The following is a 23,514-nucleotide window of genomic DNA, read 5'->3' as shown; positions in this document are numbered from 1 at the left end:
CGCGTACGCCGCCGGCAAGGATCCGGCGTTGGCCCAGGACTGGCTGTGGTCGACGGTCGCCTTCACCGTCGTCGCCTCGGTCTTGATCCACGGCGTCCTCGCCACCCCGGTCATGGCCCGCATCGATCCCGCCCGGGAATGACCATCAGGCGCCCACTCACACAGGCCCCGTCTTCGGACGTCAAACCGGGAGAAAAGACCGGTGATATGGCCTGATGTCGAAATGACGAGAGCCGCTGACCCTGGCGTTTTGCCTGGTCAGCGGCTCTTTCACTGGCTCCCCGAGTTGGACTCGAACCAACAACCCTCCGGTTAACAGCCGAATGCTCTGCCAATTGAGCTATCGGGGAATGCTCCTTGCGGCGCGGATGAAACTTTAGCAACCCTGCATCGGCGATCGGAAATCGGCGCCCCGGGAGGTCGTGACGGGTCAGGCGGCGTCACTCGGCGACGAGATCGCGGAGGCCGCGGCGGTGCTGTTCGAGGGCGGCGAGCTGGGCGAAAAGACGGTTGTACGCCTCGGGGTCGGCGGCACCGTCGGCGCGCTGCAGACGGCTCTTGACGTCGGCGATGCGGCGTTGGTCGAGGAGCTCGAGGAGGCGTACGACATATTGCAGGACGTACGCAGCGTTCGGCTCCTTCGCCGACGGGATCGGCTCCACGGCGAGCTCGGCGAGGATGCGGCTGACGAGCGGGTCCGGGGCGGCGGAGCCGAGCTTCTGGGCCCAGGCTGCATCACCGGTGCCGGCCCCGGGGCCGCCGAGCTTCACGATGACCTCCCACAGGGCCCGGTAGAGCGGGTGGGTGAAGGCCTCCGGGGTGATCTCGCCGGTGGTGCGGCCCAGCGCGACGGGGTGCTGCACGAAGAGCTTGAGGGTCTCCCGTTCGACCGCGAAGCGTGGCTCGCGCGGGTGTGGCATGGGCGGGCGCTTCGGTGCGGCCGGCGAGGCCTCAGGCGCACCCGGGACGACCCGCCGAGACGGGGCGGGCTGGGGCGCGGGGCGGCCGGCGGCGCGGCGTACCTCCTTGGCGGCCTCGTCGGGATCGACGCCGACGAAGCGCGCGAGGTCGCGGGTGAAGCCCATCTTCTTTGACTCATCACGCACCGAGGCGACCAGCGGAGCGGCCTCGCGGAGCGCGTCGACCCGCCCGTCGGCACGGTCCAGGTCATACTTCGATGCGATGTTGCGGAGCACGAACTCATAGAGCGGCACCCGGTTGGCGAGCAGCTCCTGGACCGCCTCATCACCCTTCTTGATCCGCAGGTCGTTGGGATCGAGGCCGTCGGGCTCGACGGCGACGTAGGTCTGCGAGGTGAAGTTGCCGTCGCCCTTGAAGGCCTTCAGGGCCGCGGCCTGGCCGGCGGCGTCGCCGTCGAAGGTGAAGACCACCGCGCCGCGCAGCTGCTGGTCGTCGGAGATGAACCGGCGCAGCACCTTGGCGTGGTCGTCGCCGAACGCGGTGCCGCAGGTCGCCACGGCGGTGGTGATCCCGGCGAGATGGCAGGCCATCACGTCGGTGTAGCCCTCCACGATCACCGCCTCGCGGGTGCGGGCCATCTCCTTGCGGGCCAGGTCGATGCCATAGAGGACATGCGATTTCTTGTAGAGAGGCGTCTCGGAGGTGTTGAGGTATTTAGCCTCGACGCGGTCGTCGTCGAAGAGCCGCCGCGCGCCGAAGCCGATCACGTCCCCGCCCGACTCCCGGATCGGCCACATCAGCCGCCCGCGGAACCGGTCGTAGTGGGACCGCCCCTGTGCCACCAGCCCGCCTGTGACGACCTCTTCGTCGGAGAACCCACGAGCACGCAGGTGGCGGTAGAGGTCCTCTCCCCCGCGCGGCGAGAACCCGACCCCGAAGTGCAGCGCCGCGTCGCGGTCGAAGCCCTTCTCGGCGAGGAACTGCCGCGCGACGACGGCGTCCGGGGTGAGCAGCTGCTCGGCGTAGAACTCGGCGGCGACCTTGTGCGCCTCGACCAGCTTCCCGCGACCAGGACCTCGCCGCACCGGCGCCTCGTCGCCCTCGTCGTGCTGGACCTGCACGCCGACCTTGTCGCCGAGCCGCTCGACCGCCTCGAAGAAGCTCAGCCCCTCGAGCTTCATCACGAAGTCGATGACGTCGCCGCCCTCGCCGCAGCCGAAGCACTTGTAGAACCCGCGCGAGGGGTTCACGTTGAAGGACGGCGTCTTCTCGTCGTGGAACGGACACAGGCCCTTGTAGGTGCCCGGACCCGCCCGACGCAGCGTGACGTGCTGGGAGATGATGTCGTCCAGGCGCGCCTTCTCACGCACCTCCTGGATGCTCGTCTCCTTGATGCGGCCCACCACAACGCCTGATCCTACGGGGCGGCCGACGATGCTGAGATGCTTGACCCGATGGCGACGGACACACGCACCAGACCCCGGCGGCGCCAGGCCGTATTCCGGGCCGGCATCGTGATGATCCTGGGCGGCGTGGGGCTCCTCGGTTACCTGGCCTGGGAGCTCTACGGCACCACGTACGTGAGCAAGGAACGCCAGCAGCGGGCGACCTCGAGAATCGAGGAGGGCTGGGGCTCGGGACGGACCGAGGTCAGGACCGAGTTCGGGTCGGCCTCGGCGCTCATCGAGATCCCGCGCTTCGGCGAGGACTACCGGATCCCGGTCCTCGAGGGCACCTCCGACCGGGCATTGGGCGCCGGCTTCGGCCACTTCTCCGGCACGGCGCGTCCGGGCGCGGTGGGCAACTTCGCCCTGGCCGGCCACCGGGTCACCGACGGCGAACCCCTGCGCGACCTGCCCTCGCTCCGCGAAGGCGACGAGATTCGAGTCCTGACCGGGGAGAAGACGTACGTCTACGCCCTCATCGGCGACGGCGACGACCTGGTCGTGCCGTTCACGTCCGGGTGGGTCACCGACCCCGTCCCCGACAACCCCGACCGCGGCGGCGAGGAGCCTGAGCAGGCCGGTGGCCAGCGCCTGATCACCCTCACCACCTGCGCCGAGCTCTTCCACACCGGCGACCGGATGATCGCCTTCGGCAAGCTGGTCTCCGAGGAGCCCACGAGCTAGAAGCCGAACGTACGCCGCGGCCCGAGGTCCGCTCTCCGGTCGGCCCACATGCGCTGCTCATCACGGACGCGCGCCACCTCGGCCGGGTCGATGGTGGCCACCACCATGCCGGAAGTGGCGTCATCGAGTCCCTCGACCACCCGGCCGAGCGGGTCGTAGATGGCAGAGCCTCCGATCAGTCCGGGCGGCCCGCCGACGAGCCCGGCGAAGGCGACGTACATCGAGTTGTCCAGGGCCCTGGCCGCGTAGTGCAGATCGCGGCGGTGTCCGCCGCCGGGAAAGTAGGCACCGCTGTTGACGTAGAGGATCGCTCCGTCGGCGGCCGCCGCGGCGGCGTGCTCGGGAAAGTTGGCGTCGTAGCAGACCGACAGGCCGATCTTGAGGCCGTCGACCTCGATCGTCGCGCCGTGCCCGCCCGACTCGAAGCGTTCGCGTTCGGGCGGGTAGAGGTGCTGTTTGTCGTACGCCGCGACCGGCTGCTCCGCCGGCGCGATGACGAGGCTGGTGATCGTGCGTCGTCCGGCCCGGGCGAGGGGCGAGTTGAGCACGAGGACCGTGCCGGTCTCGTCGACAGCGGCCTGCACCGGCCCGAGCCAGGCGATGTCGTCCAGGGATGGCAACGGTCCGTCGAAGGCGTCGGGGTCCCAGGAGGTCGTGAACGTCTCCGGGAGCACGACCAGACGGGCACCCTTCGCGGCCACCTCGCGGACCCGTTTCGCGGCCGTCTCGACGTTGGCCGCCACGTCACCGGGGACGGCCGTGTCCTGAACGACCGCCAATCGAAGCACCCTGCGAACCTATCGTCTGTTCACCGTGTAGCGGGAGGTAGTCCCAGACGTTCCGGCCCATCTACCCACCGGTAACGGGCCCGAACGTCCGGGACTATCTCAGTAGTCGCCGGACATCACGTTCTCGAGAGGCTCGCCGGCGGCGAAGCGCTCGAGCTGTTCGCGTACGACGCGGTGGGCGCGGGGCCAGGTCGCGCTGGAGGGGCCGCCGACGTGCGGGGTGATCAGCAGGTTCGGGGAGTCCCACAGCGGGCTGTCCTGGGGGAGCGGCTCGGGGTCGACGACGTCGAGGGCCGCGGAGATCCGCTCGGTCGCGAGCTCGGCCACCAGGTCGTCGGTGACGACCACTCCCCCGCGCGCGATGTTGACCAGGAGGGCGCCGTCCTTCATCCGGCCCAGGAACTCACTGTCGACCAGCCCGCGCGTCTCGTCGGTCAGCGGCGTGGCGATCACGATCACGTCGGCGTCGGGCACGAGCGAGGACAGCTCGTCGAAGCCGCGTACGCCACCGCGGGCGGTCCGCGCGACCCCCACCACCTCGGTCTCGAAGGGGAGCAGCCGCTGCTCGATGGCGCGGCCGATCGCCCCATAGCCCACGATCAGCACCCTCTTGTCGGCCAGCGCCGGGAACCACGCCTGCTGCCAGGTGTGCTTGTCCTGATGACGTACGTGGTCCGGGATGCCCCGCAGCGAGGAGAGGATCAGCGTGAGGGTCAGCTCGGCGGTCGAGGTGTCGTGGATGCCACGACCGTTGCAGAGAGTCACGCCCTGCGGGATCCGGCCGCGCGCCTCGTCGACACCCGCGGTGAGCAGCTGCACCACCTGGAGCGACTTCATCTGCTCGACGACGTCGAAGATGCGTGAGCCGAGCAGGTAGGGCGGCACGTAGAAGGCGACCTCCCCGACCGATCCAGGCACCTCGACCTCGGCACCGCCGAAGCGTCTGTGGTCGAAGACCTCGAAGCGGAGACCGGGAGGCACCTCGCCCAGCTCGGCGGGATCGAAGGGCAGCCAGACGAGTGGATCGCTCACTCTGGCGAGAGTACTCAGCCGAGTTCACCCGAATACCACCCGGGGCACGCCGGGAAGCGGTTTGCTTGAACAGCACCGTGAACTCCCCCTCGAGAACACTCGGAGACAACCTTGAGACTCATCACGCGCATCCTGGCCACCCTCACTGCCCTTCCTCTCACGGCACTGCCGCTGACGGCCCTCTCCCCCGCGTCCGCCGACTCGGCTGACGCAGCCCCGGGCACCACCGATGACACCGCGCCCGCGGGCACGTTCCGGGCGCTGACGTACAACATCGCCGGCCTGCCCGAGTTCCTCTCCAGCGCCCCGACACCGCGCAAGGAGGCGACGCTGGCGATCGGCGAGCGGCTCGACGAGTTCGACATCGTCAACGTGCAGGAGGACTTCAACTACCACGCCTACCTCTACCGCACCGACACCCACGCGTTCCGCACCCCGACGTCGGGAGGGGTCCCGTTCGGCAGCGGCCTCAACAGCCTCCACCATCAGCCGTACGAGGCGCTCGACCGCATCACCTGGGACGACTGCTACATCAACCAGGCCGACTGCCTGACCCCCAAGGGGTTCACCTTCCACCGGGCGCAGGTCGCCGACGGGGTCTGGATCGACGTCTACAACCTGCATGCGGACGCGGGCGACGACGGCGGCGACGAGGAGGCCCGGCGCTCGAACCTCGCCCAGGTCACGGCGTACATCCACGATCATTCCGCCGGCCGTCCCGTCCTGCTCATGGGCGACACCAACACCCGCTACACCACCCCGGGCGACCGGATCGCGCAGTTCGCGGCCGACAACGGGCTCACCGATGCCTGGGTCGAGATCCCCCGCGGAGGCGACGCTCCGGAGCAGGGCGAGCCTCCGCTCGGCTGCCCGTCGGAGAACCCCGGGACCGACTGCGAGGTCGTCGACAAGGTCCTCTACCGCAGCGGTGGCGGCGTGACCCTCGACGCGACCAGCTATGAGAACCTCGACGCCGGTTTCCGCTACACCGACGGCCAGATGCTCTCCGACCACTTCCCGATCGCGGTCGACTTCACCTGGTCTGTCGGCCAGTAGCGCGGGATGGGTGACGGGGGTCACATGCACCGCTAGGGTGACCGCCATGGATCCGTTGGCCCCCGCTCACCCCACCTGGGTGATGCTCGTGATCGCCGCAGTCGCGGTCGCCGTACTCCTCCTCCTCATCGCCAAGGTCAAGCTGCACGCCTTCATCTCGTTGGTGCTGGTCAGCGCGGTGACCGCGGTCGTGGCCGGCATCCCGGTCGCCGACGTGCCAACGGCGATGCTGGACGGCTTCAGCTCGACGCTCGGCTCGGTAGCGCTGCTGGTCGCGTTCGGGGTGATGCTCGGGCGGCTGCTCGAGGTCACCGGCGGAGCGCAGGTGCTGGCCGACACGCTGATCGGCGTGTTCGGCGAGAAACGTGCGCCGCTCGCTCTCGGCGTCGCCGCGCTGATCTTCGGGTTCCCGATCTTCTTCGACGCCGGCCTCGTCGTCTTCCTGCCGATCATCTTCGCCGTCGCGCGCCGCTTCGGCGGCTCGATCCTGATCTACGCGCTGCCCACCGCCGGCAGCTTCGCGGCGATGCACGCCGTCGTGCCGCCCCACCCGGGGCCCGTCGCCGCGGCCACCGAGCTCGGCGGCGACATCGGACTGACCCTGCTGATCGGCGTGCCGGTCGCGGTCCTCGCGTGGATCCCGGGCGCCTACCTGGTCGGCACCAGGCTCGGTGCCCGGTTCAGCCCGGAGCCGACCAACGTCTTCGCGAGCGGAGACGACGACAGTGACTCGACGTCCAAGAGCACTCCCCCGCCGTTCGCCACCGTCGTACTCCTCCTGGCCCTGCCCCTCGTCCTGATCGGTCTCAACACGGTCATCACCACGCTCCGCGCCGCCGGATCGGTCAGCGAGGACGCCGTCTGGGCCAGCGCGCTGGTCCTCATCGGCCAGACCCCGGTCGCGCTGCTGATCACCGTGCTGGTCGCGATCTTCGTGCTCTCGCCGGGCCGCTTCCCGATCGGCCAGGCGAGCAACATCCTCGACCAGGCGCTCGGCCCGATCTGCGCGATCATCCTGATCACCGGCGCCGGCGGCATGTTCGGCGGCGTGCTGCGAACCAGCGGGATCGGGGAGGCACTCTCCACCTCGCTCTCCGGTCTCGGGATGTCGCTCATCGTCCAGGCGTTCCTGATCGCCACCCTGCTCCGAGTGGCCCAGGGCTCCGCGACCGTCGCGCTGACCACCACGGCCGGCCTGATCTCCGCCCAGGTCGCCGCCGCCGGCCTCGGCAGCTTCGACATCGCCCTGCTCGTCTTCGCCATCGCCGCCGGCGCGACCGTCCTCTCCCACGTCAACGACTCCGGCTTCTGGCTGGTCAGCCGCTTCTTCGGGATGGACGTCATCACCACCCTCAAGACATGGACGGTCCTGGAGACCACCCTCGGCCTCTCGGTCTTCGTGATCGCCTCGGTCCTCTGGGTGGTCGTGCCTTAGCGCCGTACCCTGGCCTCGAAGGTCGCCAGGCCGGGGCCGGCGAGCTCGGGCAGCGCGTCGGCCCGGCCGCAGGCCGCCATCAGCAGCGCCTCGCCGGGACCGGTGACCTCGGCGCCGGCCCCGTGGGCCCAGTCGAGATCGGTGGCCATCAGCCGCAGGCCGCGTACGTTTCGCTTCGCCGGCAGCGGCGGCGCCATCAGGGCGAAACCCAACGTCGGGAGCAGCCGCTCGGACGGAACCTCGCGCGGCACGCCGAGCGCCCGCCGGATGTCCTGGTGATGGATGAGCGCGTCGGTCAGCCCGATCCGGGCACCGGCTACCGCCGTCGGGCCGGACGGCTTCGCGTGCGCGCGCAGATAGGAGACGAGCTCGCCCGGAGACCGCTCGCCGAACTCCTCGAGGCGGCGAGCGTTCATCTCACCGAACCGGAGACGCGCGCCCACAAAACGACGGGCGAACTCCGGCAGCCGAACCTCCTCGTAGCTGATCATGTGCGCGACCACCTCGCGCACCGACCACTCGCTGCACAGCGAGGGCCGCTCCCACTGCGGCGGGTCCAGGGTCTCGAGGAAGTCGGCGAGGTCTCGTCGCTCGGCCGTGGCGAGCGCGGTGCGGTCCAGCCCCATCACGACTCCGCGAGCGACCTGAAACGCTCCAGATAGATCCCCCAGGCACTGCCACCAGCGGCCCGGTCACGCCACCCCTGCCACCCGGCGCCGTGCCGGTCGAGGTGGCGGTGCTCGAGGCGTACGCGGGTCTCTTCCGCCCCTACCTCTGTGAAGGTGAGCTCGACCTCGCTGCACCTGGACCGGTCGGGCTCGAGCCGGAAGTCGGGGGTGATGTCCCAGGAGATCACCAGCCGGTGCGGCGGGTCGACGGCGAGCACTCGTGCCCATTGACAGGTGCTGCCGTCGACGCCGCGGTCGAAGACGCGACCGCCGGCACGGGGTTCCAGCACGGTCTCGGCTATCTCGACCGGAAGCATGTTGTGCTCGCGTGGCTTGATCCGGTCGAAGTCCTCGGTGAACACCTTGAACGCATGCTCGACCGGGACGTCGACGGTGATCTCCAGAGCCACGGACGTGGGTTCGCTGGTGGTGCTCATCGCTGCTCCTTCTCTGTTCGGTAGCTGGCCTCGGCCGTCTGCTTGAACGACTCCAGGGCCGGGGCCCAGTACGACTCCAGCTCGGCGCGCAGCTCGGCCAGACCCTCGAGGCGGGCCTGGTAGATCCGTCGCCGACCGGCAGGGGTCATCGAGACCAGGCCGGCTTCGCGCAGGATCTTGAGGTGCTGGGAGACCGCGGCCATGCTCACCGGCAGGGCATCGGCGATCTCTCCGACCGAGCAGGGCCCGGCGGCCACCCGCGCCAGGACCTGGCGGCGGGTGGAGTCGGCGACGGCGTACCAGACATCGGTCACGACATTTAAGGTAGCGCTTAAATGAGACCGGCGCCAGTGGTGCCGCGTTACTTCCCCAAACCGCCGAGACGTCACTTGTGCAGGTCGAGGGGTCACTCGATGACGTCTCGACCTGCACAAGTGACGCTTCGGCCTGCAGAGGTGACGCTTCGGCGAGTCAGGTACAGAGGCGGTGGTGCCAGGCCAGCGCGGTGACGTCGGTGAGCGAGGCGACCTGGTCGACCACGACCCGCAGCCGGGCTGCGTCGTCACCCGCTGCCCGCCAGTCGTCGGCGAACTGCCGGTCGAGGTCGTCCGGCCCGGTCGCGCTCAGGTGCTCGACGAGCCCGCTGAGCACGTTCCGCTGGTGGTCCATCTTGGCGACCCGGTCATCGGCCTTCATCACGTAGTGCGCCGCGATCCCCTTCAGGAGCGCGATCTCCAGGCGGGTCTGCTCCGGCACCACCAGGTCGGCGCCGTAGCGGCCGTAGCGGCCACCGCCGCCGGCGGCGTACGTCGCCTCCTTCACCGCTCCACAGAACCGGCCGATGACGTCGGAGGTCAGGTTCTTGAGCATGGCTTGGGAACGGCGAGAGGCGTCGTACGCAGCGCCGTCGGCGATCCAGCAGCCGGCGGCACCCAGGTCGGCGATGGTCGCCTCGGCCTGGGCACGGTCGAAACCGGGCACATACCAGTCGGCCACCGTCGCGGAGACGCCGTCGAGGTCGAGCCCGGCGAGGTCGATCTTGCCGGCGACGATGCCGTCCTCGACGTCATGGACCGAGTAGGCGACGTCGTCGGAGAGGTCCATGATCTGCGCCTCGACACACTGCCGCTGCCCGGCGCCGGGCGCGCGCAGCCAGGCGAAGACAGGCATGTCGTCCTCATAGACGCCGAACTTCCGGCCCGGTCGCTCGCCGTTGCGCCATGGATACTTGGTGCAGGCATCCAGCGTCGCCCGGGTCAGGTTGAGCCCGACCGAACGCCCGTCGGCATCGAAGGTCTTCGCCTCCAGCCGGGTGAGGATCCGGAGCGTCTGAGCGTTGCCCTCGAACCCACCGATGTCCTTGGTCATCTCGGCGAGCACGTCCTCGCCGTTGTGCCCGAACGGCGGGTGCCCGAGATCGTGAGCGAGCGCGGCGGTCTCGGCGATGTCGGGCTGCTCGGAGGCCGGTCCGTTGAGCGCCCGCGACAGGTCTCGCGCAACCTGGGCCACCTCGAGCGAGTGGGTCAGCCGGTTGCGTACGAAATCGTCGGCCTGCGGCCCCACGACCTGGGTCTTCGCCGCCAGCCTGCGGGTCGAGGCGGCATGCACCACGCGGGCACGGTCGCGCTCGAACTGCGTACGCTCCGGCGCCGAGACTCGCTTGGGCGGCTCGGCGACGATCCGCTCACGGTCGGCTGGCCCATATAGCTCCACGGTTGAGAGGCTAGCCCTATGCTCCGCGATCAGGGCAACAGCGCCGCGTAGTCCTCCGCGTCGAACCCGGCCGAGGACAGGATGTCGTCGAGCGTGATCCCCTCGAGCTCGGCCAGGACGGCCCGAGCGACGCGATGGTCGAGGTCGGTGAGGACTCCCTGGATGTTGGCGCCCACCGCGCAGGCGGGGTTGGGCCCATGGATGCCGAGGACCGGGTCGTCGCCCTGCAGCACCCGCCACACCTGAGCGAGGTTCACGACGCCGGGGTCCGCGGCCAGCTCCCATCCCCCGTGGGCACCGGGACGCGACCGGACCAGGGATGCCGTACGCAGCGGCCCGAGGACCTTGCGTACGTGAACCGGGTTGACGGCGGTGCTGCCGGCCAGCTCCTCGGAGCTGACCGGGGTGGTGCGCCCGGCGGCCGCGCACGAGGCGAGGTAGGTCAGGACATGGACGGCCACCGCGAATCGGGTGTTCGTCGGGGTGGCCATGACACCCATCTTGCCTTATTGCCATCACTATGGCTACATTTAGAGAACCGTCATCACGGTGACTACAGAAACGTTCTGCCTCCAGATAGGGACTTCTCCATGACCATTGCCATCACCGGCGCCTCCGGCCAGCTCGGCCGCCTCGTCGCAGACCAGCTCCTCGACACCGTCGACCCCTCAGAGGTCGTGCTCCTCACCCGCGATCCGGCCAAGCTCGCCGACTACGCCGAGCGCGGCGCCGACGTTCGCGCCGCCGACTTCGGGGAGCCCGCCGACCTTGCCGACGCCTTCTCCGGGGTCGAGCGGGTGCTGCTCATCTCGACCGACGTCGTCGGCGCCCGGGTCGAGGGACACCGCGCCGCGATCACGGCCGCGGCAAAGGCGGGGGTTCGCCACATCGCCTACACCTCGGTACCCGAGCCGACCCCGGACAACCCTGCCGGCGTCGTCCCCGACCACGCCGCCACCGAGGAGGCCCTGCGCGAGAGCGGCCTGGCCTGGACCATGCTGCGCAACAACCTCTACGCCGACATGCAGGTCGACTCCGTCGCCCAGGCCGCGGCGAGCGGCCAGCTGGTCTCCAACATCGGCGACGGTGGCGCTGCATACGTCACCCGGGCCGACTGCGCGGCTGTCGCCGTCGGGGTGCTGACGGGCGAGGGACATGAGGGCAAGGCGTACGACGTGACCGGTCCGCAGGCCTACACCGCGACCGACCTCGCCGAGCTCGCCAACCAGCAGTCCGGCAAGGCGGTCGAGGTCGTCCAGGTCGACGACGAGGCCTACACCGCCGGCCTGGTCGCCGCAGGCCTTCCCGAAGCCTTCGCCCCGCTGCTCACCTCGTTCGGCGCCGCCACCCGGCTGGGCAAGCTCGCCACCGTCACCGACGTCGTCGAGCGAGTGGGCCGCCGCACACCGACCGCCCTGAGCGCGCTGGTCTAGTGTCCTGCTGCCAGAAGTGAGCGATCAGCCACTCACCGTCACTTTCGGACTAACGTGTGGCCGGTGACGGACGACACCGTGCTCGACGAGCTCGACCAGCGGATCGTCGCCGCGCTGCAGATCGACGGCCGCGCCCCCTGGCGCAAGATCGCGAACGTGCTGGGCGAGCCTGAACGGAGCGTCGCTCGGCACGGGACCGAGCTCCTCGCGCGCGGCGCGGTGCAGGTCGTCGGCCTCCGGCACCAGAACAGTGCGGCGCTGCTGCGGCTCGAGTGCAGCCCAGGCGGATCGCCGGTCGCCGCGGAGTCCCTCGCGCGGCGGCCGGACACCACGTTCTGCTTCCTGATGACCGGCAGCGGCGACGTCGTCGCCGAGATCGCGCCGCTCTCCGGGAACCTCGGTCCCGCTCTGATCACGGAGCTGCCGGCCACCCCGGGGCTGGTGCGCATGGTGAGCTATCCGATCCTGCGGTACTTCCGCACCATCCGCGGCTGGCGGGTCGGCGGATTGACCGCGCAGGAGGCCGACGCCATGGCGACGCCGCTGACCGCTGACGTGATGCCGCCCGGCGTCGAGGAACTGACGCCGCGGGATGCCGACATCGTCGACCTGCTCACCGAGGACGGCCGGGCACCGCTGGAGACCATCGCGCGCCGGGCAGGGGTATCGGAGGCGACCGCGGCGCGCCGGGTCGAGGTGTTGCTGCGCAACCACCAGATCCATCTGCGTGCACTGGTCGAACCCTCGGATTTCGGCCTGCCCGTCCAGGCGATGCTGTGGATCACCGCCCCGCCCGCCCACGTCGGCCGGATCGGCGAGGCGTTGGCCGACCGGTCCGAGGTCCGCTACGCCGCCCAGGCGGCCGGCCCGCACCAGATCGTCGCCGAGATCACCGTGCCCGACACTGCCAGCGTGCACCGGTTCGTCAGCGACGACACGTGGACGCGCGGCGTCACCTCGGTCGACATCGGGTTGCTGCTCCAGGCACGGAAGCGAGGTGGCCGAATCCTCCCGTTCTGACCGCGGGAACCGGCCCTCATGCTCGGTCAGCCGAGCTGGATCTGGCTCCGCCCAGGGCCGGGCGCCGCTGCGCGGTGCCGGTGCGCTCCTCGAAGACGCGCGCCCAACGCAGCAGGTCGACGTCGCGGTAGTGGTTCGCCGTCAGCTGGAAGCCGACCGGCAGGCCCGACGTCGTGAAGCCGGCCGGCAGCGTCAGCGCCGGCAGGCCGGTCGCGGAGACGACGCACGCCGACCGCATCCAGTCCAGGTAGGTCTCCGAGCGCACTCCGGCGACCTGGTCCGGATAGCGCAACGTGGCTTCGAAGGGCAGCACCTGGGCAGTGGGCGACAAGAAGAGGTCGTAGCGGCCGAAGTAGTGGGCGACCGCGGCGTCGAGCCCGGTCCGGGCGGCGGCGACGTCGATCAGGTCCTCTGCGGAGTACGACCAGCCCAGTTCGACGTTCCAGGTCACCTCGGGCTTGACCAGGTCGCGATGGTCACGCACCAGGCCGCCGAGACCGGCGGCGAAATCGGTGGCCCTGGTGGCCTGGAAGACCCGGTCGGCCAGCCGCAGATCGGGGGCGGCCTCCTCGACGATGGCACCGGCCTCCTCGAAGACCCCGAGCAGAGCGGTCAGCACCTCGATCACCTCCGGCTCGACCGGCACCCCGATGCCGAAGTCGGGGCTCCAGCCGACGCGCACCCCTCGGAGGTCGCCGACCGGCTCGTCGGCCAACCCTGCGAAGTCCCGCGCGGTGACCGGCGCCGGCGGCACCACGCGCGGATCCGGACCGGCCACGGCGGACATGAACAGGGCGATATCGTCCACTGTGCGGGCCATCGGGCCGGTTCGGCCGAGCCAGGCACGGTTGTTCTGCGGCGAGGGCATCGGCAGCACGGCGTACGACGGCCGCAGCCCGACCACGTTGCAGAATGACCCTGGGATGCGCAGCGATCCGCCCATGTCGGAGCCCTCGCCCAACGGCTGGACGCCGACCGCGACGGCAGCAGCAAGACCACCGGAGGAGCCGCCGGCGCTCCGGTCCGGCGCGTAGGGGTTGGTGGTGGTGCCGAACACCTCGTTGAAGGTGTGAGAGCCGGCGCCGAACTCCGGCACGTTGTTCTTCCCGGTGGCGATGACGCCGGCGCTGCGGAGCCGGGCGACCACGAGGTCGTCCACTGCCGGCACGTGGTCAGCGAAGATCGGCGAGCCGTTCGTCGACCGGATCCCCGCGACCAGGTGGGTGTCCTTGTGGGTCATCGGCAGCCCATGCAGTGGCGGCAGCTCGGCACCGGAGGCCGCGAGCTCGTCGGCGGCTGCTGCCGCCACAGCGGCCTGCTCGGCGGCGATCGTGACGACGGCGTTGATGGTCGGGTTGACCTGTTCGATCCGGGACAGGTGGGAGTCGAGGGCCTCGCGGGCCGACAGCTCACGGCGGCGCAGCGCGGTGACGAGCTCACGGGCCGACAGGGTCTGGAGATCACTCACGGAACCGATCATGACCCGGGTTCGTGACCGCGACCACTGCTGGCCCGCCCCATGACGCGAATCGAAGGATCCAGCCACATCGGTGGCTGATTTCCCCAGGCCTTGCGGCCGATGTGACGCAGCCCACATCGTGGATCGCCATCCACACCATTCGTGGCCGGCAGATCCGGCCGATCGCCTGGAGGCATCCATGACCACCGTTCCCGCCGTCCTGACGGCCGATCCCGGATCGACCGACATCCTCGCGGTGGCCAACTCGCCCGTCGTGTGGCTATTCGCACTCGCCGTGTTCGCCGTGATCTTCGTCCAGACCGCGATCTACGTCCGCGCGGCCCGGCGGACGGCCCCCGCGATCGGCATGACCCGCAAGGACGTAACCGGCGCGTTCCGCGCCGGCGCGGTCGCCTCGATCGGGCCGTCGCTGGCCGTCGTACTCGTCGCCATCGCATTGCTGGCACTGTTCGGCACCCCGGCCGTCCTGGTCCGGATCGGTCTGATCGGCTCGGCAGCGACCGAGACCGCCTCGGCCGGCATCGCCGCCCAGAGCTTGGACGCGAGCCTGGGCGGTGACAGCTACACCCAATCGGTCTTCCTCGTGGCCTTCATCGCGATGACGCTCTCCGGCGCGATGTGGATGTTGGCGACGCTGATCCTCACGCCGATCCTCAAGCGCGGCGGTTCCAGGCTCGAGAAGGTCAACCCGGCGATCATGGCCATCATCCCGACCGCGGCGCTCCTCGGCGCGTTCAGCATGTTGACCGTCGGGGAGCTCGGGAAGTCCTCGGCGCACGTGGTCACGGTGCTGATCTCAGCCGGGACCATGACGCTCTGCCTCGTCCTCGCCCGGCAGCTCCGGGCGCACTGGCTGAAGGAGTGGGCGCTGGGCTTCTCGATCCTGGTGGCCCTCTTCGCGGCCTTCTTCGTCCACTCCCCTGTCGCCTGACGCGGCCGGCCACCCCGTACCCCGGAACGGAATCCAACGATGAGCTCCTCGACCACCACGTCCGATACCCCGATGTCCTCCGCCGACACGTCGCTGGCGGCCTTCGACGCCACCACGTCGCGGTGGGGCCGGCTGACGATGCTCGCCGGCCTGTGTCTCTCGCTGTCGGCCCCGCTCTACCTCCTGGCCACCGCGGACCTGGGCGTGACGGCCGCACAGATCCTGGCGGCATTCCTAGCCGTCGCCGCCACGTTCGGCATCTTCTGGGTCCTGGAACCGCTGACGTACTTCCCGATCCTTGGCCCAGCCGCGATGTACCAGGCGTTCATGATCGGCAACATCTCCAACAAGCTGCTGCCGGCGGCGCTGGTCGCGCAGTCCTCGCTGGACGTGAAGCCGGGCACCAGGAAGGGCGACGTGACCGCGGTGCTGGCCATCTGTGGCGCCGCCACGGTGCACTTGGTCTCGCTCCTGGTCTTCGTGGGGTTCTTCGGCACCTACCTGCTCTCGACGGTGCCTCCCGATGTCGTCGAGGTGGTCCGCATCTACATCTTGCCGGCGCTGATGGGCGCGGTGCTGGTCCAGGCGGTCGCCAGCCTGCGCCAGCTACGACCGACGATCGTCGCGATCGCGGTCGCCCTGGGCGTCCAGTTCCTGCTGATCCCGGTATGGGCAGAGGCGGCGTTGTACGCCGTCGCCCTCACTGTGTTCGCCACCGCGGTCCTCTCCTGGTTCACCCGTGACCGCTCGGCGGCCCCGGCGAACCCGACCATCCACGACGAAGGGGTCAACTGATGACTCTCTCGCTGAGCGCGGATCGCCGGTCCTGGGCCCGCGACGCGTACCTGCACCTGCACGCCCATCCCGAGCTGTCGATGCAGGAGAAGGAGACCGCGGCGTACGTCGAGGGCCGGCTCGACGAGCTCGGCATCGAGAGCTTCCGGTGTGGAGGCACCGGAGTCGTCGGTGTCCTGCGTAACGGCGACGGCCCGACCGTCGCCTTCCGCGCCGACACCGACGGCCTTCCGGTCGCCGAGGAGACGGGGCTGCCCTACGCCTCGACCGCGACCGGTACGCTCCCGGACGGCCGCATCGTGCCGGTGATGCACGCCTGCGGCCACGACATGCACACCGCCGCGTCGCTGGCCGCGGCGGCCGCGCTGGTCGCGGACCGCACGGCGTGGGCGGGCACTCTGGTGCTGATCTTCCAGCCCGGCGAGGAAACCGCTGCCGGGGCGAGGGCGATGGTCGAGGACGGGCTGTGGGACCGTGCCCCGCGACCGGAGGTCGTGCTGGGTCAGCACGTCTTCCCCTATCCGGTCGGCACCGTGCAGGTGCCGTCGACGACCGCGATGGCGATGGCCGACTCGGTGCGGATCACGCTGCGAGGCAAGCAGTCGCACGGCTCCCAGCCGCAGCACAGCATCGACCCGGTGCTGCTCGGTGCTCATGTCGTCACGCGCCTGCAGGGGATCGTGTCCCGGGAGGTCGACCCGCGCCGACCGACGGTGGTCACCATCGGCACCTTCCACGCCGGACTGAAGGAGAACATCATCCCGGAGACCGCCGAGCTGACCCTCAATGTGCGCACCATGGACCCCGACACCCGGGAGACGGTGCTGGCGGCCATCCGCCGGATCGTCGTGGCGGAGTCGCAGGCATCGGGTGCGTCGGATCCGGAGATCGAGGAGTTCAACTCCTTCCCGCAGTGCGTAAACCACCCCGAGACCTCCGCCCGCGTGCACGCCGCGCTCGCCGACGTCTTCGGTGAGGACAACGTGAGCGACCCCGAGCCGATGATGGGGAGCGAGGACGTCGGCCTGCTCTGGGACACCCTCGGCATCCCGGGTGCGTACTGGTTCGTCGGCGTCGCCACCCGGGACGACCCCGCGCCCGCGATGAACCACTCGCCCCGCTTCGCCCCGCTGCTGGCGGAAGGTCTGGACGCCTCGATCGCCGCCGCCCTCGCGGCGCTCGGCGCCTGGCTCTGCCCGGTCCAGTGACGCTGTGCTGCCAGGAGTGCGCTATGGCGCACTCCTGGCAGCACACGCCGCTCAGTTGACGGCGATGTGGACGTGGTCGTAGTGGTTGGCCGTTGGGTCGCCGCGGTCGTCCATCGGGCGCCAGCCTTCGTCTGCGCGGGCGGGGGTCCAGATGCGCTGGTACCAGATGATGTCGTAGATGTTCAGGGCGGCGGCGTGGTCCTGGACGTAGGCGGCGATCGCGTCGCCGAGCTCCTTGTCGTCCGTCATGAAGTCGAGAGCCTTGCCGTCGATGTGCTCGCCGTGCGGGTCATAGCCGTACGTCGTGCCGGAGGCGACCGCGGGGAAGGCGTTGCAGACCGCGCGGTAGAGGTTGACGGCGTCGGAGACGAGGCCGTCCTCGACCGAGGCGGAACCGCACGCGGAGAAGTCCAGCCCCGCGGGGGCGTCCTCGGACGGCGGCGGGGATGGCGTGGGGGTCGGCGTGGGCTCGGGCGGCGGCTCGGGCTTCGTCCTGCCGAGGTAGCCCTCGGGAATCCACACCGGGTTGCCCTCCAGGACGATCTCCTGGCGACCTCCCTCGTCGCGCCCGGTGTAGTAGACCGAGCGCCCCAGCTTCAGCTCGCCGAGCTCCTTGGCACGTTTTCCGTACGAGGCGTAGACGGTCACATCCTCCTGGATGTAACGCTGCACCGCCTTCTGAGATCCGCCGCTGACCGACGTCGGCCGCTCGATCAGCGACTCGATCGTCGCGACGTCGCTGAGCGCGTTCTTCGGCGCCTCCGCCCCACGGTCGCCACCACGACTGACCGGCTCCTCACGGCCGGTCGGATCACGGCGGTCGTGCGACATCCGGGTGTCCTCCCGGGTGGTCGGCAGGGGCGGGATCTTGGCCTTCGCCTTGACCTCGATGCGCCGCTCGGCCGGGGTCGGCAGCCGGAGCCCGGACCTCTCCTCCACCTCGGAGATCACGATGCCGGGATTGGCCGCAGCAGCCCCGGCGGCCATCGCGCCACCGGTCGCGAACGTCACGATCCCTGCGGTCACGACAGCGTTCTTGGTCCTACGGACAGCTCGATAATCGCCTCTGTGGCTGGTGGCCACTGCGCAATCCTTCGCTCGACAATGTGGGGGTGTCGCCCGAGAACGCCCATCGTCACTCCCCGATGAATCCGGGTCACGAGCCAGGGCACAGCGCCTGAGTCAAGCACACACCTGTGGGGGTATCCCACGATCGTCCGGAGACTTTTGCGAAGTTGTTAATCTGCCGATCGACCGAAAAATGCAGCTCGGCCCGGGCTCGAACGAGCCCGGGCCGAACGCTGTCGAAACCGACGGATCAGTTGGTCGAGACGTGGACGTGGTCGTAATGGTTGGCGGTGGCGGAGCCACGGTCCTCCATGGAGCGCCAGCCCTCCGAGGCACGCACCGGAGTCCAGATCCGCTGATACCAGATGATGTCGTAGAGGTTGAGCTCCGCGGCGTGCTGCTGCAGGTAGGCGGCGATCGAGTCTCCAAGACCCTGGTCGGAGAGCATGAAGTCGAGCGCCTTGCCCGAGGAGTGCTCGCCGTGACCGTCCCAGCCGCCGACACTCATGGAGGCGACCTCAGGGAAGGCGTTGCAGACCGCGCGGTAGACGGTGACCGCGTCGGAGACCAGACCGCTCTCCACCGAGGAGTCACCGCACGCGGCGGTGCTGATGCCCGCGGCGACACCGGTGGTTTCGGGCTTCTCGTCGCTGAGGTGACCGGCGGTCACCCAGGCGACCTCACCGTCGACGAGGATCTCGTCGCGGCCGGACTCGGTGCGACCGGTGGCGTAGACCAGCTCGGCCGCCTCGATCTCACCGGTCTGGGTCGCGTGCTTGCCGTAGGCCGACCAGAGGTTGAGAGCCTCGTCGGTCCAGCGCTTGAGCGCCTTCGCGGTGCCGGTCTCGACCTGCTCGGGTCCCTTGGTCAGTGTCTCCACAGAGGAGACCGACTCGCGGTCGTCTCCGCTACGGCTGACCACGGTCTCGCGCCGGTCGCCTGCCACCCGCGCATCGTCACGCGTGCTCGGCGTGTCCGCCTTGCCTGCCGAGGCGACGGACGCCCCAGCGCTCTTGGCGAAGTTCGTCGGCTCCGCGAACGCGGCTCCTGCGCCGACGGCGGCGCCGGTCGCGAGGACTGCGATGCCTGCGGAAGCAACTATTGACTTGGTCTTACGGACGGCCCGAGTGTCGCCTCTGTGGCTGGTAGCCACACGCAGTTCCTTTGCTCGACTACATGGTCAGTGCCCGCACATCCCGACGAGAAAAGCTGGTCTCACCCGTCGGGGAAGGTCGGGCACGAGGACCGAGTACAGCACACACAACAAGGGGTATTCCAATCCCTCTACGTGGTTTTTGCGTCCTTTTGTTTCTGTCGAACGACTGACTTCGCAGGCCCGGAACCCCCAGACGTACGCCGCCCGGAGCCGTCCGAGGGACCCGCTGATGCTCAGCCGCCGGAGGTCTCCGAGACGTTCTCCGCGAACCCGCAACCGCGCCCGTCGGCGTCGTCGAGCCACCCCTCCGGGAGGACCACCTTGTTGCGCGGCGCACCCTGCCGACCACGTGGCGAACCCAGCTGTGACGAGGGGAAAGGCTCGTTCCGGTCGAGCTTGGCGAGCATCTCGTCGAGGTCCTCGAGGGTGTTCACGAGGCCGAGGGTCCGGCGCAGCTCTCCGCCGGCGCTGAAGCCCTTGAGATACCACGCGATGTGCTTGCGGATCTCCTTGCAGCCGCGCTCCTCCCCCATGTGCTCGCAGAGCAGCTCGGCATGGCGCCGCATGATGTCCGTCACTTCGCCGAGCTTGGGCAGCACATTTACCGTGTCGCCGGCGAAAGCGGCCGCCAGATCGCGGAAGAGCCAGGGGCGTCCGAGGCAGCCGCGACCGATGACGACGCCGTCGATCCCGGTCTCCTCGACCATCCGGATCGCGTCGGCGGCCTCCCAGATGTCGCCGTTGCCGAGCACCGGGATGTCGACCGACGCGGCGAGCTCGGCGATGGCGTCCCAGTCGGCGGTCCCGGAGTAGGCCTGGGCGACCGTACGTCCGTGCAGCGCGATCGCGGCGGCGCCGCTCTCCTGGGCGATCCGGCCGGCGTCCATGTAGGTCAGGTGGGCATCGTCGATGCCCTTGCGGGTCTTCATCGTCACCGGCACGTCATAGGGCTCCGCCGCGCGTACGGCGTGCTCCAGGATCTCGCCGAGAAGCCCGCGCTTGTAGGGCAGCGCTCCCCCGCCGCCCTTGCGGGTCACCTTGGGCACCGGGCAGCCGAAGTTGAGGTCCACGTGAGCCACCCCGTACTCGGCGCAGAGGATCTCGGTCGCCTTGCCGACGTAGACCGGGTCGGTGCCGTAGAGCTGCACGCTGCGTACGGTCTCGGCCTCGTCGAAGACGAGCATGTCCTTGGTGTGCTGGTCTCCTTCGACCAGGCCGCGAGAGGTGATCATCTCGCAGACGTATAGGCCCGCTCCCTGCTCGGCGCACAGCCGCCGGAAGGCGGCGTTGGTGACGCCGGCCATCGGCGCGAGCACCACAGGGGTGTCGACGGTCAGGCTGCCGAACTTCAACGGGCCGGGAAGGGACATGCCATCCATTGTCCGGCCAACGGCGGAGCGTACGAAATTTATGGAGTCGAGGATGCCGATGGCGACTTCGACGCCTTGGGGGCGACGTACGGCGTCAGGTCACCTTCCCAGGTGATCGGGTCGAACTCCTCGTACGGCCGGAAGCTCACACCCTCCAGGTTGCCCTGGTCGGGAACGAGGATCACCAGACAGGCGTTGACGCTGGCGCCCGGCGCGAACGGCTTGGGCAGCGTCTTGACGTCGCAGGGCTTGAACGGCTCCTTGAACGCGGCCGCCTCGACGAGGCTGCCCTGGTCGTCGAGGCCCCACAACGGGACGTCGTAGCCGCCGAGGTCCGTCTCGCCCGCGTTCTTGATGGTCGCGCGCACGAAGTACGGCGCACGTGCCAGCGTCGCCTCGTCGAGCTTCCAGCCCGCGAAGCTCTGCTTGTAGGAGGTCGACTCGAGCTTGGCGATGGTGATCGAGATCTTGCCGTCGACGCCCGCCTTGGGCGACCACTCGACCGTCGCGGACTCTCCGAGCCTGCGGTCGGCGCCCGGCTCGGTCGTCGCTCCGGCGGACGGCTCGGCCGAACCGGAAGCCGAGGGGGACGTGCTCTCGGATGCCTTGGGCGCGTTGCTCCTCGGTGCGGTGCCGCTGCACCCCATCAGTGAAATGGCCATGACCGCACCCGTGACGGATGCGGCAACGACGGAACCCGCTCGCAACATGGGGACATCCTGCCGCACTCGCGACGACGAGCGCGGCAGGAGGTCCCTTACGACGTGATAACGGTCTGGCCGTGACGGCAGGCTCAGGCGCCGATGAGGCGCTCGGCGAAGTACTTCGTCACGCCCTCGAGCGGGATGCGCTCCTGCTTCATCGTGTCGCGCTCGCGGATGGTGACCGCGTTGTCCTCGAGGGTGTCGAAGTCGACGGTGACGCAGTACGGCGTACCGATCTCGTCCTGGCGGCGGTAGCGCTTGCCGATCGACTGGGAGTCGTCGAAGTCGACGGCCCAGTTGGCGCGCAGCTCGGCCGAGAGTGCCTTGGCCTTCGGGCTGAGGGCCTCGTTGCGGCTGAGCGGGAGCACGGCGATCTTGACCGGCGCGACCCGGTGGTCGAGACGGAGCACGACCCGCTTGTCGACGCCACCCTTGGCGTTGGGGGCCTCCTCCTCGGCGTACGCGTCGACGAGGAAGGTCATCAGCGCGCGGGTCAGACCGGCCGCCGGCTCGATGACGTACGGCAGGTAGCGCTCGTTGTTGGCCTGGTCGAAGTACTGAAGGTCCTGGCCCGAGTGCTTCATGTGGGTGCCGAGGTCGAAGTCGGTGCGGTTCGCGACGCCCTCGAGCTCACCCCACTCGGAGCCCGGGAAGTTGAAGCGGTACTCGATGTCGACGGTGCGCTTGGAGTAGTGGCTCAGCTTCTCCTGGGCGTGCTCGTAGTGGCGCAGGTTGTCGGGGTTGATGCCGAGGTCGGTGTACCACCGGGTGCGCTCGTCGATCCAGTACTGGTGCCACTCCTCGTCCTCGCCCGGCTTGACGAAGAACTCCATCTCCATCTGCTCGAACTCGCGGGTGCGGAAGATGAAGTTTCCCGGCGTGATCTCGTTGCGGAAGCTCTTGCCGGTCTGGGCGATGCCGAACGGGGGCTTCTGGCGGGTGGAGGTGACCACGTTGGCGAAGTTGACGAAGATGCCCTGCGCGGTCTCGGGACGCAGGTAGTGCAGACCCGACTCGTCCTCGAGGACACCGAGGTGGGTCTTGAGCATGCCGGAGAACTCGCGCGGCTCGGTCCAGGCGCCACGGGTGCCACAGTTGGGGCAGGCGACGACCTCGTTGATGTCGACGGAGTCGGGGTCCTCGATGCCCTTCTTCTCCGCGTACTCCTCCTGGAGGTGGTCGAAGCGGTAGCGCTTGTGGCACGACTGGCACTCGACCAGCGGGTCGTTGAAGGTCTCGACGTGGCCGGAGGCGACCCAGGTCTGGCGCGGCAGGATGATGCTCGAGTCGAGGCCCACGACGTCGTCGCGCTGCTGGACCATCGCCTTCCACCACTGGCGCTTGATGTTCTCCTTGAGCTCGACACCGAGCGGGCCGTAGTCCCAGGCACTCCGGGTGCCGCCGTAGATCTCGCCGCTGGGGTAGACGAACCCGCGCCGCTTGGCGAGGGAGACGACGAGGTCAAGGGTCGATGCTGGCGGCTTTGCCACGATGATTGCTCTCTGCTCGATGTGAACCCGGCCGGCTGCCGGGCCCCGGTGCCGTACTTGAGGGGGATAGGGAAATCGTATCTGCGGTGTCATCTTGTTATGTACGCCGCCTGCGGGACCAATTCACAGAACCAATTCGCAGAGCCGGTTCGCAGAACCAATTCGCGGGGCCAAATCGTTCGGCCGTTCGGGAGTGTGCCGATACCGTCGCTTGGCATGGAGTCGAATGCGCGTCGTCTGTGGAAGCTGCTCGAGCCGATCCATGCGGTGGGGTACTTCTCACCCGAGCCGATCACCCTGCTCAAGGAAGCCGGCTACCGCGGCTACTGGATGGGCTACTTCGCCGCTCGCTCGGCGCCCTTGGGTGCTGTCCCGCCCGAGGTGGTCCATGCCGTGTTCTACAACTTCGCGTTCTCGCACGTGTCTCGTGCGCTTCCCGACGCCTGGGGTTTCGCGCCTCCGGAGGTCGCGCACGCTGCCCGTCGGTCCGGCGCCGTGGCGGCCCTGCGCCGCCAGCTCGGCCCGCTCGCCGAGTCCGAGGATCTTGCTAGGGCCGCGTCTCTCGCCTCGCGCGCAGCCCTCTCCGCCCCGCTCGAAGGACGGACTCTGTACGCCGCGCTCCGCTCGCTCCCCGTCGCCGAGGACCCGTTGACTCTTCTCTGGGACGCGGCAACCCTGCT

Annotated in this window: 23 protein-coding genes and 1 tRNA gene; 9 read left to right on the top strand and 15 right to left on the bottom strand. The window is 69.4% G+C overall.

Annotation, left to right across the window (positions count from 1 at the left end; all coding sequences use genetic code 11):
* Positions 1-274 precede the first annotated feature (274 nt).
* Positions 275-350: transfer RNA gene (locus ACRDPS_RS18095), tRNA-Asn, on the bottom strand.
* A gap of 90 nt (positions 351-440) precedes the next feature.
* Positions 441-2,327, bottom strand: coding sequence for a DNA primase (gene dnaG / locus ACRDPS_RS18090; protein ID WP_431503053.1), 1,887 nt, complete (start codon positions 2,325-2,327; stop codon positions 441-443).
* Between the two features lie 48 nt (positions 2,328-2,375).
* Here dnaG and ACRDPS_RS18085 point away from each other — a divergent pair, with 48 nt between their 5' ends.
* Positions 2,376-3,050, top strand: coding sequence for a class E sortase (locus ACRDPS_RS18085; protein WP_431503052.1), 675 nt, complete (start codon positions 2,376-2,378; stop codon positions 3,048-3,050).
* Here the strand turns inward: ACRDPS_RS18085 and ACRDPS_RS18080 are convergent.
* Entirely contained in the window at positions 3,047-3,838 is a 792-nt protein-coding gene (locus ACRDPS_RS18080) for a carbon-nitrogen hydrolase family protein (protein ID WP_431503051.1), read from the bottom strand. The two genes, ACRDPS_RS18085 and ACRDPS_RS18080, sit on opposite strands and share 4 nt — an antisense overlap.
* A gap of 99 nt (positions 3,839-3,937) precedes the next feature.
* On the bottom strand, positions 3,938-4,870 hold the full coding sequence (locus ACRDPS_RS18075) for a 2-hydroxyacid dehydrogenase (RefSeq protein ID WP_431503050.1): 933 nt from the start codon (positions 4,868-4,870) through the stop codon (positions 3,938-3,940).
* A 111-nt stretch (positions 4,871-4,981) separates the two neighbouring features.
* Here ACRDPS_RS18075 and ACRDPS_RS18070 point away from each other — a divergent pair, with 111 nt between their 5' ends.
* A complete protein-coding gene (locus ACRDPS_RS18070) occupies positions 4,982-5,926 on the top strand; it encodes a hypothetical protein (protein WP_431503049.1) in 945 nt (314 codons plus the stop codon).
* 46 nt (positions 5,927-5,972) lie between these two features.
* Positions 5,973-7,361: a GntP family permease gene (locus ACRDPS_RS18065; RefSeq protein ID WP_431503048.1), complete on the top strand. Its 1,389-nt coding sequence runs from the start codon at positions 5,973-5,975 to the stop codon at positions 7,359-7,361.
* Here the strand turns inward: ACRDPS_RS18065 and ACRDPS_RS18060 are convergent.
* From ACRDPS_RS18060 to ACRDPS_RS18040, 5 genes are all read right to left on the bottom strand, one after another.
* Positions 7,358-7,987 (bottom strand): maleylpyruvate isomerase family mycothiol-dependent enzyme, encoded by a 630-nt coding sequence (locus tag ACRDPS_RS18060; RefSeq protein ID WP_431503047.1) that lies wholly within the window; start codon positions 7,985-7,987, stop codon positions 7,358-7,360. The two genes, ACRDPS_RS18065 and ACRDPS_RS18060, sit on opposite strands and share 4 nt — an antisense overlap.
* Positions 7,987-8,466: an SRPBCC family protein gene (locus ACRDPS_RS18055; RefSeq protein WP_431503046.1), complete on the bottom strand. Its 480-nt coding sequence runs from the start codon at positions 8,464-8,466 to the stop codon at positions 7,987-7,989. The genes ACRDPS_RS18060 and ACRDPS_RS18055 overlap by 1 nt, the downstream gene beginning before the upstream one ends.
* On the bottom strand, positions 8,463-8,780 hold the full coding sequence (locus ACRDPS_RS18050; RefSeq protein WP_431503045.1) for an ArsR/SmtB family transcription factor: 318 nt from the start codon (positions 8,778-8,780) through the stop codon (positions 8,463-8,465). The genes ACRDPS_RS18055 and ACRDPS_RS18050 overlap by 4 nt, the downstream gene beginning before the upstream one ends.
* Before the next feature lie 157 nt (positions 8,781-8,937).
* Positions 8,938-10,179: a deoxyguanosinetriphosphate triphosphohydrolase gene (locus tag ACRDPS_RS18045; RefSeq protein ID WP_431503044.1), complete on the bottom strand. Its 1,242-nt coding sequence runs from the start codon at positions 10,177-10,179 to the stop codon at positions 8,938-8,940.
* A 29-nt stretch (positions 10,180-10,208) separates the two neighbouring features.
* Positions 10,209-10,670, bottom strand: coding sequence for an Rrf2 family transcriptional regulator (locus ACRDPS_RS18040; RefSeq protein ID WP_431503043.1), 462 nt, complete (start codon positions 10,668-10,670; stop codon positions 10,209-10,211).
* Between the two features lie 99 nt (positions 10,671-10,769).
* On the opposite strand from ACRDPS_RS18040, the gene ACRDPS_RS18035 reads away from it, so the two are divergent.
* Together ACRDPS_RS18035 and ACRDPS_RS18030 are read left to right on the top strand one after the other, a co-directional pair.
* Positions 10,770-11,612, top strand: a complete 843-nt coding sequence (locus ACRDPS_RS18035) for an SDR family oxidoreductase (protein WP_431503042.1) — start codon at positions 10,770-10,772, stop codon at positions 11,610-11,612.
* 63 nt (positions 11,613-11,675) lie between these two features.
* On the top strand, positions 11,676-12,632 hold the full coding sequence (locus ACRDPS_RS18030) for an Lrp/AsnC family transcriptional regulator (RefSeq protein WP_431503041.1): 957 nt from the start codon (positions 11,676-11,678) through the stop codon (positions 12,630-12,632).
* 16 nt (positions 12,633-12,648) lie between these two features.
* On the opposite strand, the gene ACRDPS_RS18025 is transcribed toward ACRDPS_RS18030, so the two are convergent.
* On the bottom strand, positions 12,649-14,100 hold the full coding sequence (locus ACRDPS_RS18025) for an amidase (RefSeq protein ID WP_431503040.1): 1,452 nt from the start codon (positions 14,098-14,100) through the stop codon (positions 12,649-12,651).
* 190 nt (positions 14,101-14,290) lie between these two features.
* On the opposite strand from ACRDPS_RS18025, the gene ACRDPS_RS18020 reads away from it, so the two are divergent.
* Genes ACRDPS_RS18020 through ACRDPS_RS18010 form a run of 3 tightly spaced genes read left to right on the top strand, consistent with a single transcriptional unit; the run spans position 14,291 to position 17,046 of the window.
* Positions 14,291-15,043 (top strand): DUF5058 family protein, encoded by a 753-nt coding sequence (locus ACRDPS_RS18020; RefSeq protein WP_431503039.1) that lies wholly within the window; start codon positions 14,291-14,293, stop codon positions 15,041-15,043.
* A 39-nt stretch (positions 15,044-15,082) separates the two neighbouring features.
* Entirely contained in the window at positions 15,083-15,838 is a 756-nt protein-coding gene (locus tag ACRDPS_RS18015; protein WP_431503038.1) for a hypothetical protein, read from the top strand.
* Positions 15,838-17,046: an amidohydrolase gene (locus ACRDPS_RS18010; protein ID WP_431503037.1), complete on the top strand. Its 1,209-nt coding sequence runs from the start codon at positions 15,838-15,840 to the stop codon at positions 17,044-17,046. Before ACRDPS_RS18015 ends, ACRDPS_RS18010 begins: the two co-directional genes overlap by 1 nt.
* Positions 17,047-17,097: 51 nt before the next feature.
* Here ACRDPS_RS18010 and ACRDPS_RS18005 read toward each other — a convergent pair whose 3' ends face one another.
* From ACRDPS_RS18005 to ACRDPS_RS17985, 5 genes are all read right to left on the bottom strand, one after another.
* Positions 17,098-18,072 (bottom strand): mucin-2 protein, encoded by a 975-nt coding sequence (locus ACRDPS_RS18005; RefSeq protein WP_431503036.1) that lies wholly within the window; start codon positions 18,070-18,072, stop codon positions 17,098-17,100.
* A 292-nt stretch (positions 18,073-18,364) separates the two neighbouring features.
* Positions 18,365-19,267: a mucin-2 protein gene (locus tag ACRDPS_RS18000; protein WP_431503035.1), complete on the bottom strand. Its 903-nt coding sequence runs from the start codon at positions 19,265-19,267 to the stop codon at positions 18,365-18,367.
* A gap of 236 nt (positions 19,268-19,503) precedes the next feature.
* A complete protein-coding gene (dusB, locus tag ACRDPS_RS17995; RefSeq protein ID WP_431503034.1) occupies positions 19,504-20,640 on the bottom strand; it encodes a tRNA dihydrouridine synthase DusB in 1,137 nt (378 codons plus the stop codon).
* 38 nt (positions 20,641-20,678) lie between these two features.
* Entirely contained in the window at positions 20,679-21,302 is a 624-nt protein-coding gene (locus ACRDPS_RS17990; RefSeq protein WP_431503033.1) for a hypothetical protein, read from the bottom strand.
* 131 nt (positions 21,303-21,433) lie between these two features.
* Entirely contained in the window at positions 21,434-22,834 is a 1,401-nt protein-coding gene (locus ACRDPS_RS17985) for a glycine--tRNA ligase (protein ID WP_431503032.1), read from the bottom strand.
* Between the two features lie 216 nt (positions 22,835-23,050).
* On the opposite strand from ACRDPS_RS17985, the gene ACRDPS_RS17980 reads away from it, so the two are divergent.
* A partial coding sequence (locus tag ACRDPS_RS17980; protein WP_431503031.1) for an SCO6745 family protein occupies positions 23,051-23,514 on the top strand: 464 nt, incomplete at its 3' end.

The sequence above is a fragment of the Nocardioides sp. genome, assembly GCF_050699375.1.
Taxonomy (GTDB): domain Bacteria; phylum Actinomycetota; class Actinomycetes; order Propionibacteriales; family Nocardioidaceae; genus Nocardioides.
The sequence above is the reverse complement of the archived record's forward strand: the minus strand, read 5'-3'. Positions and strand labels throughout refer to the sequence as shown.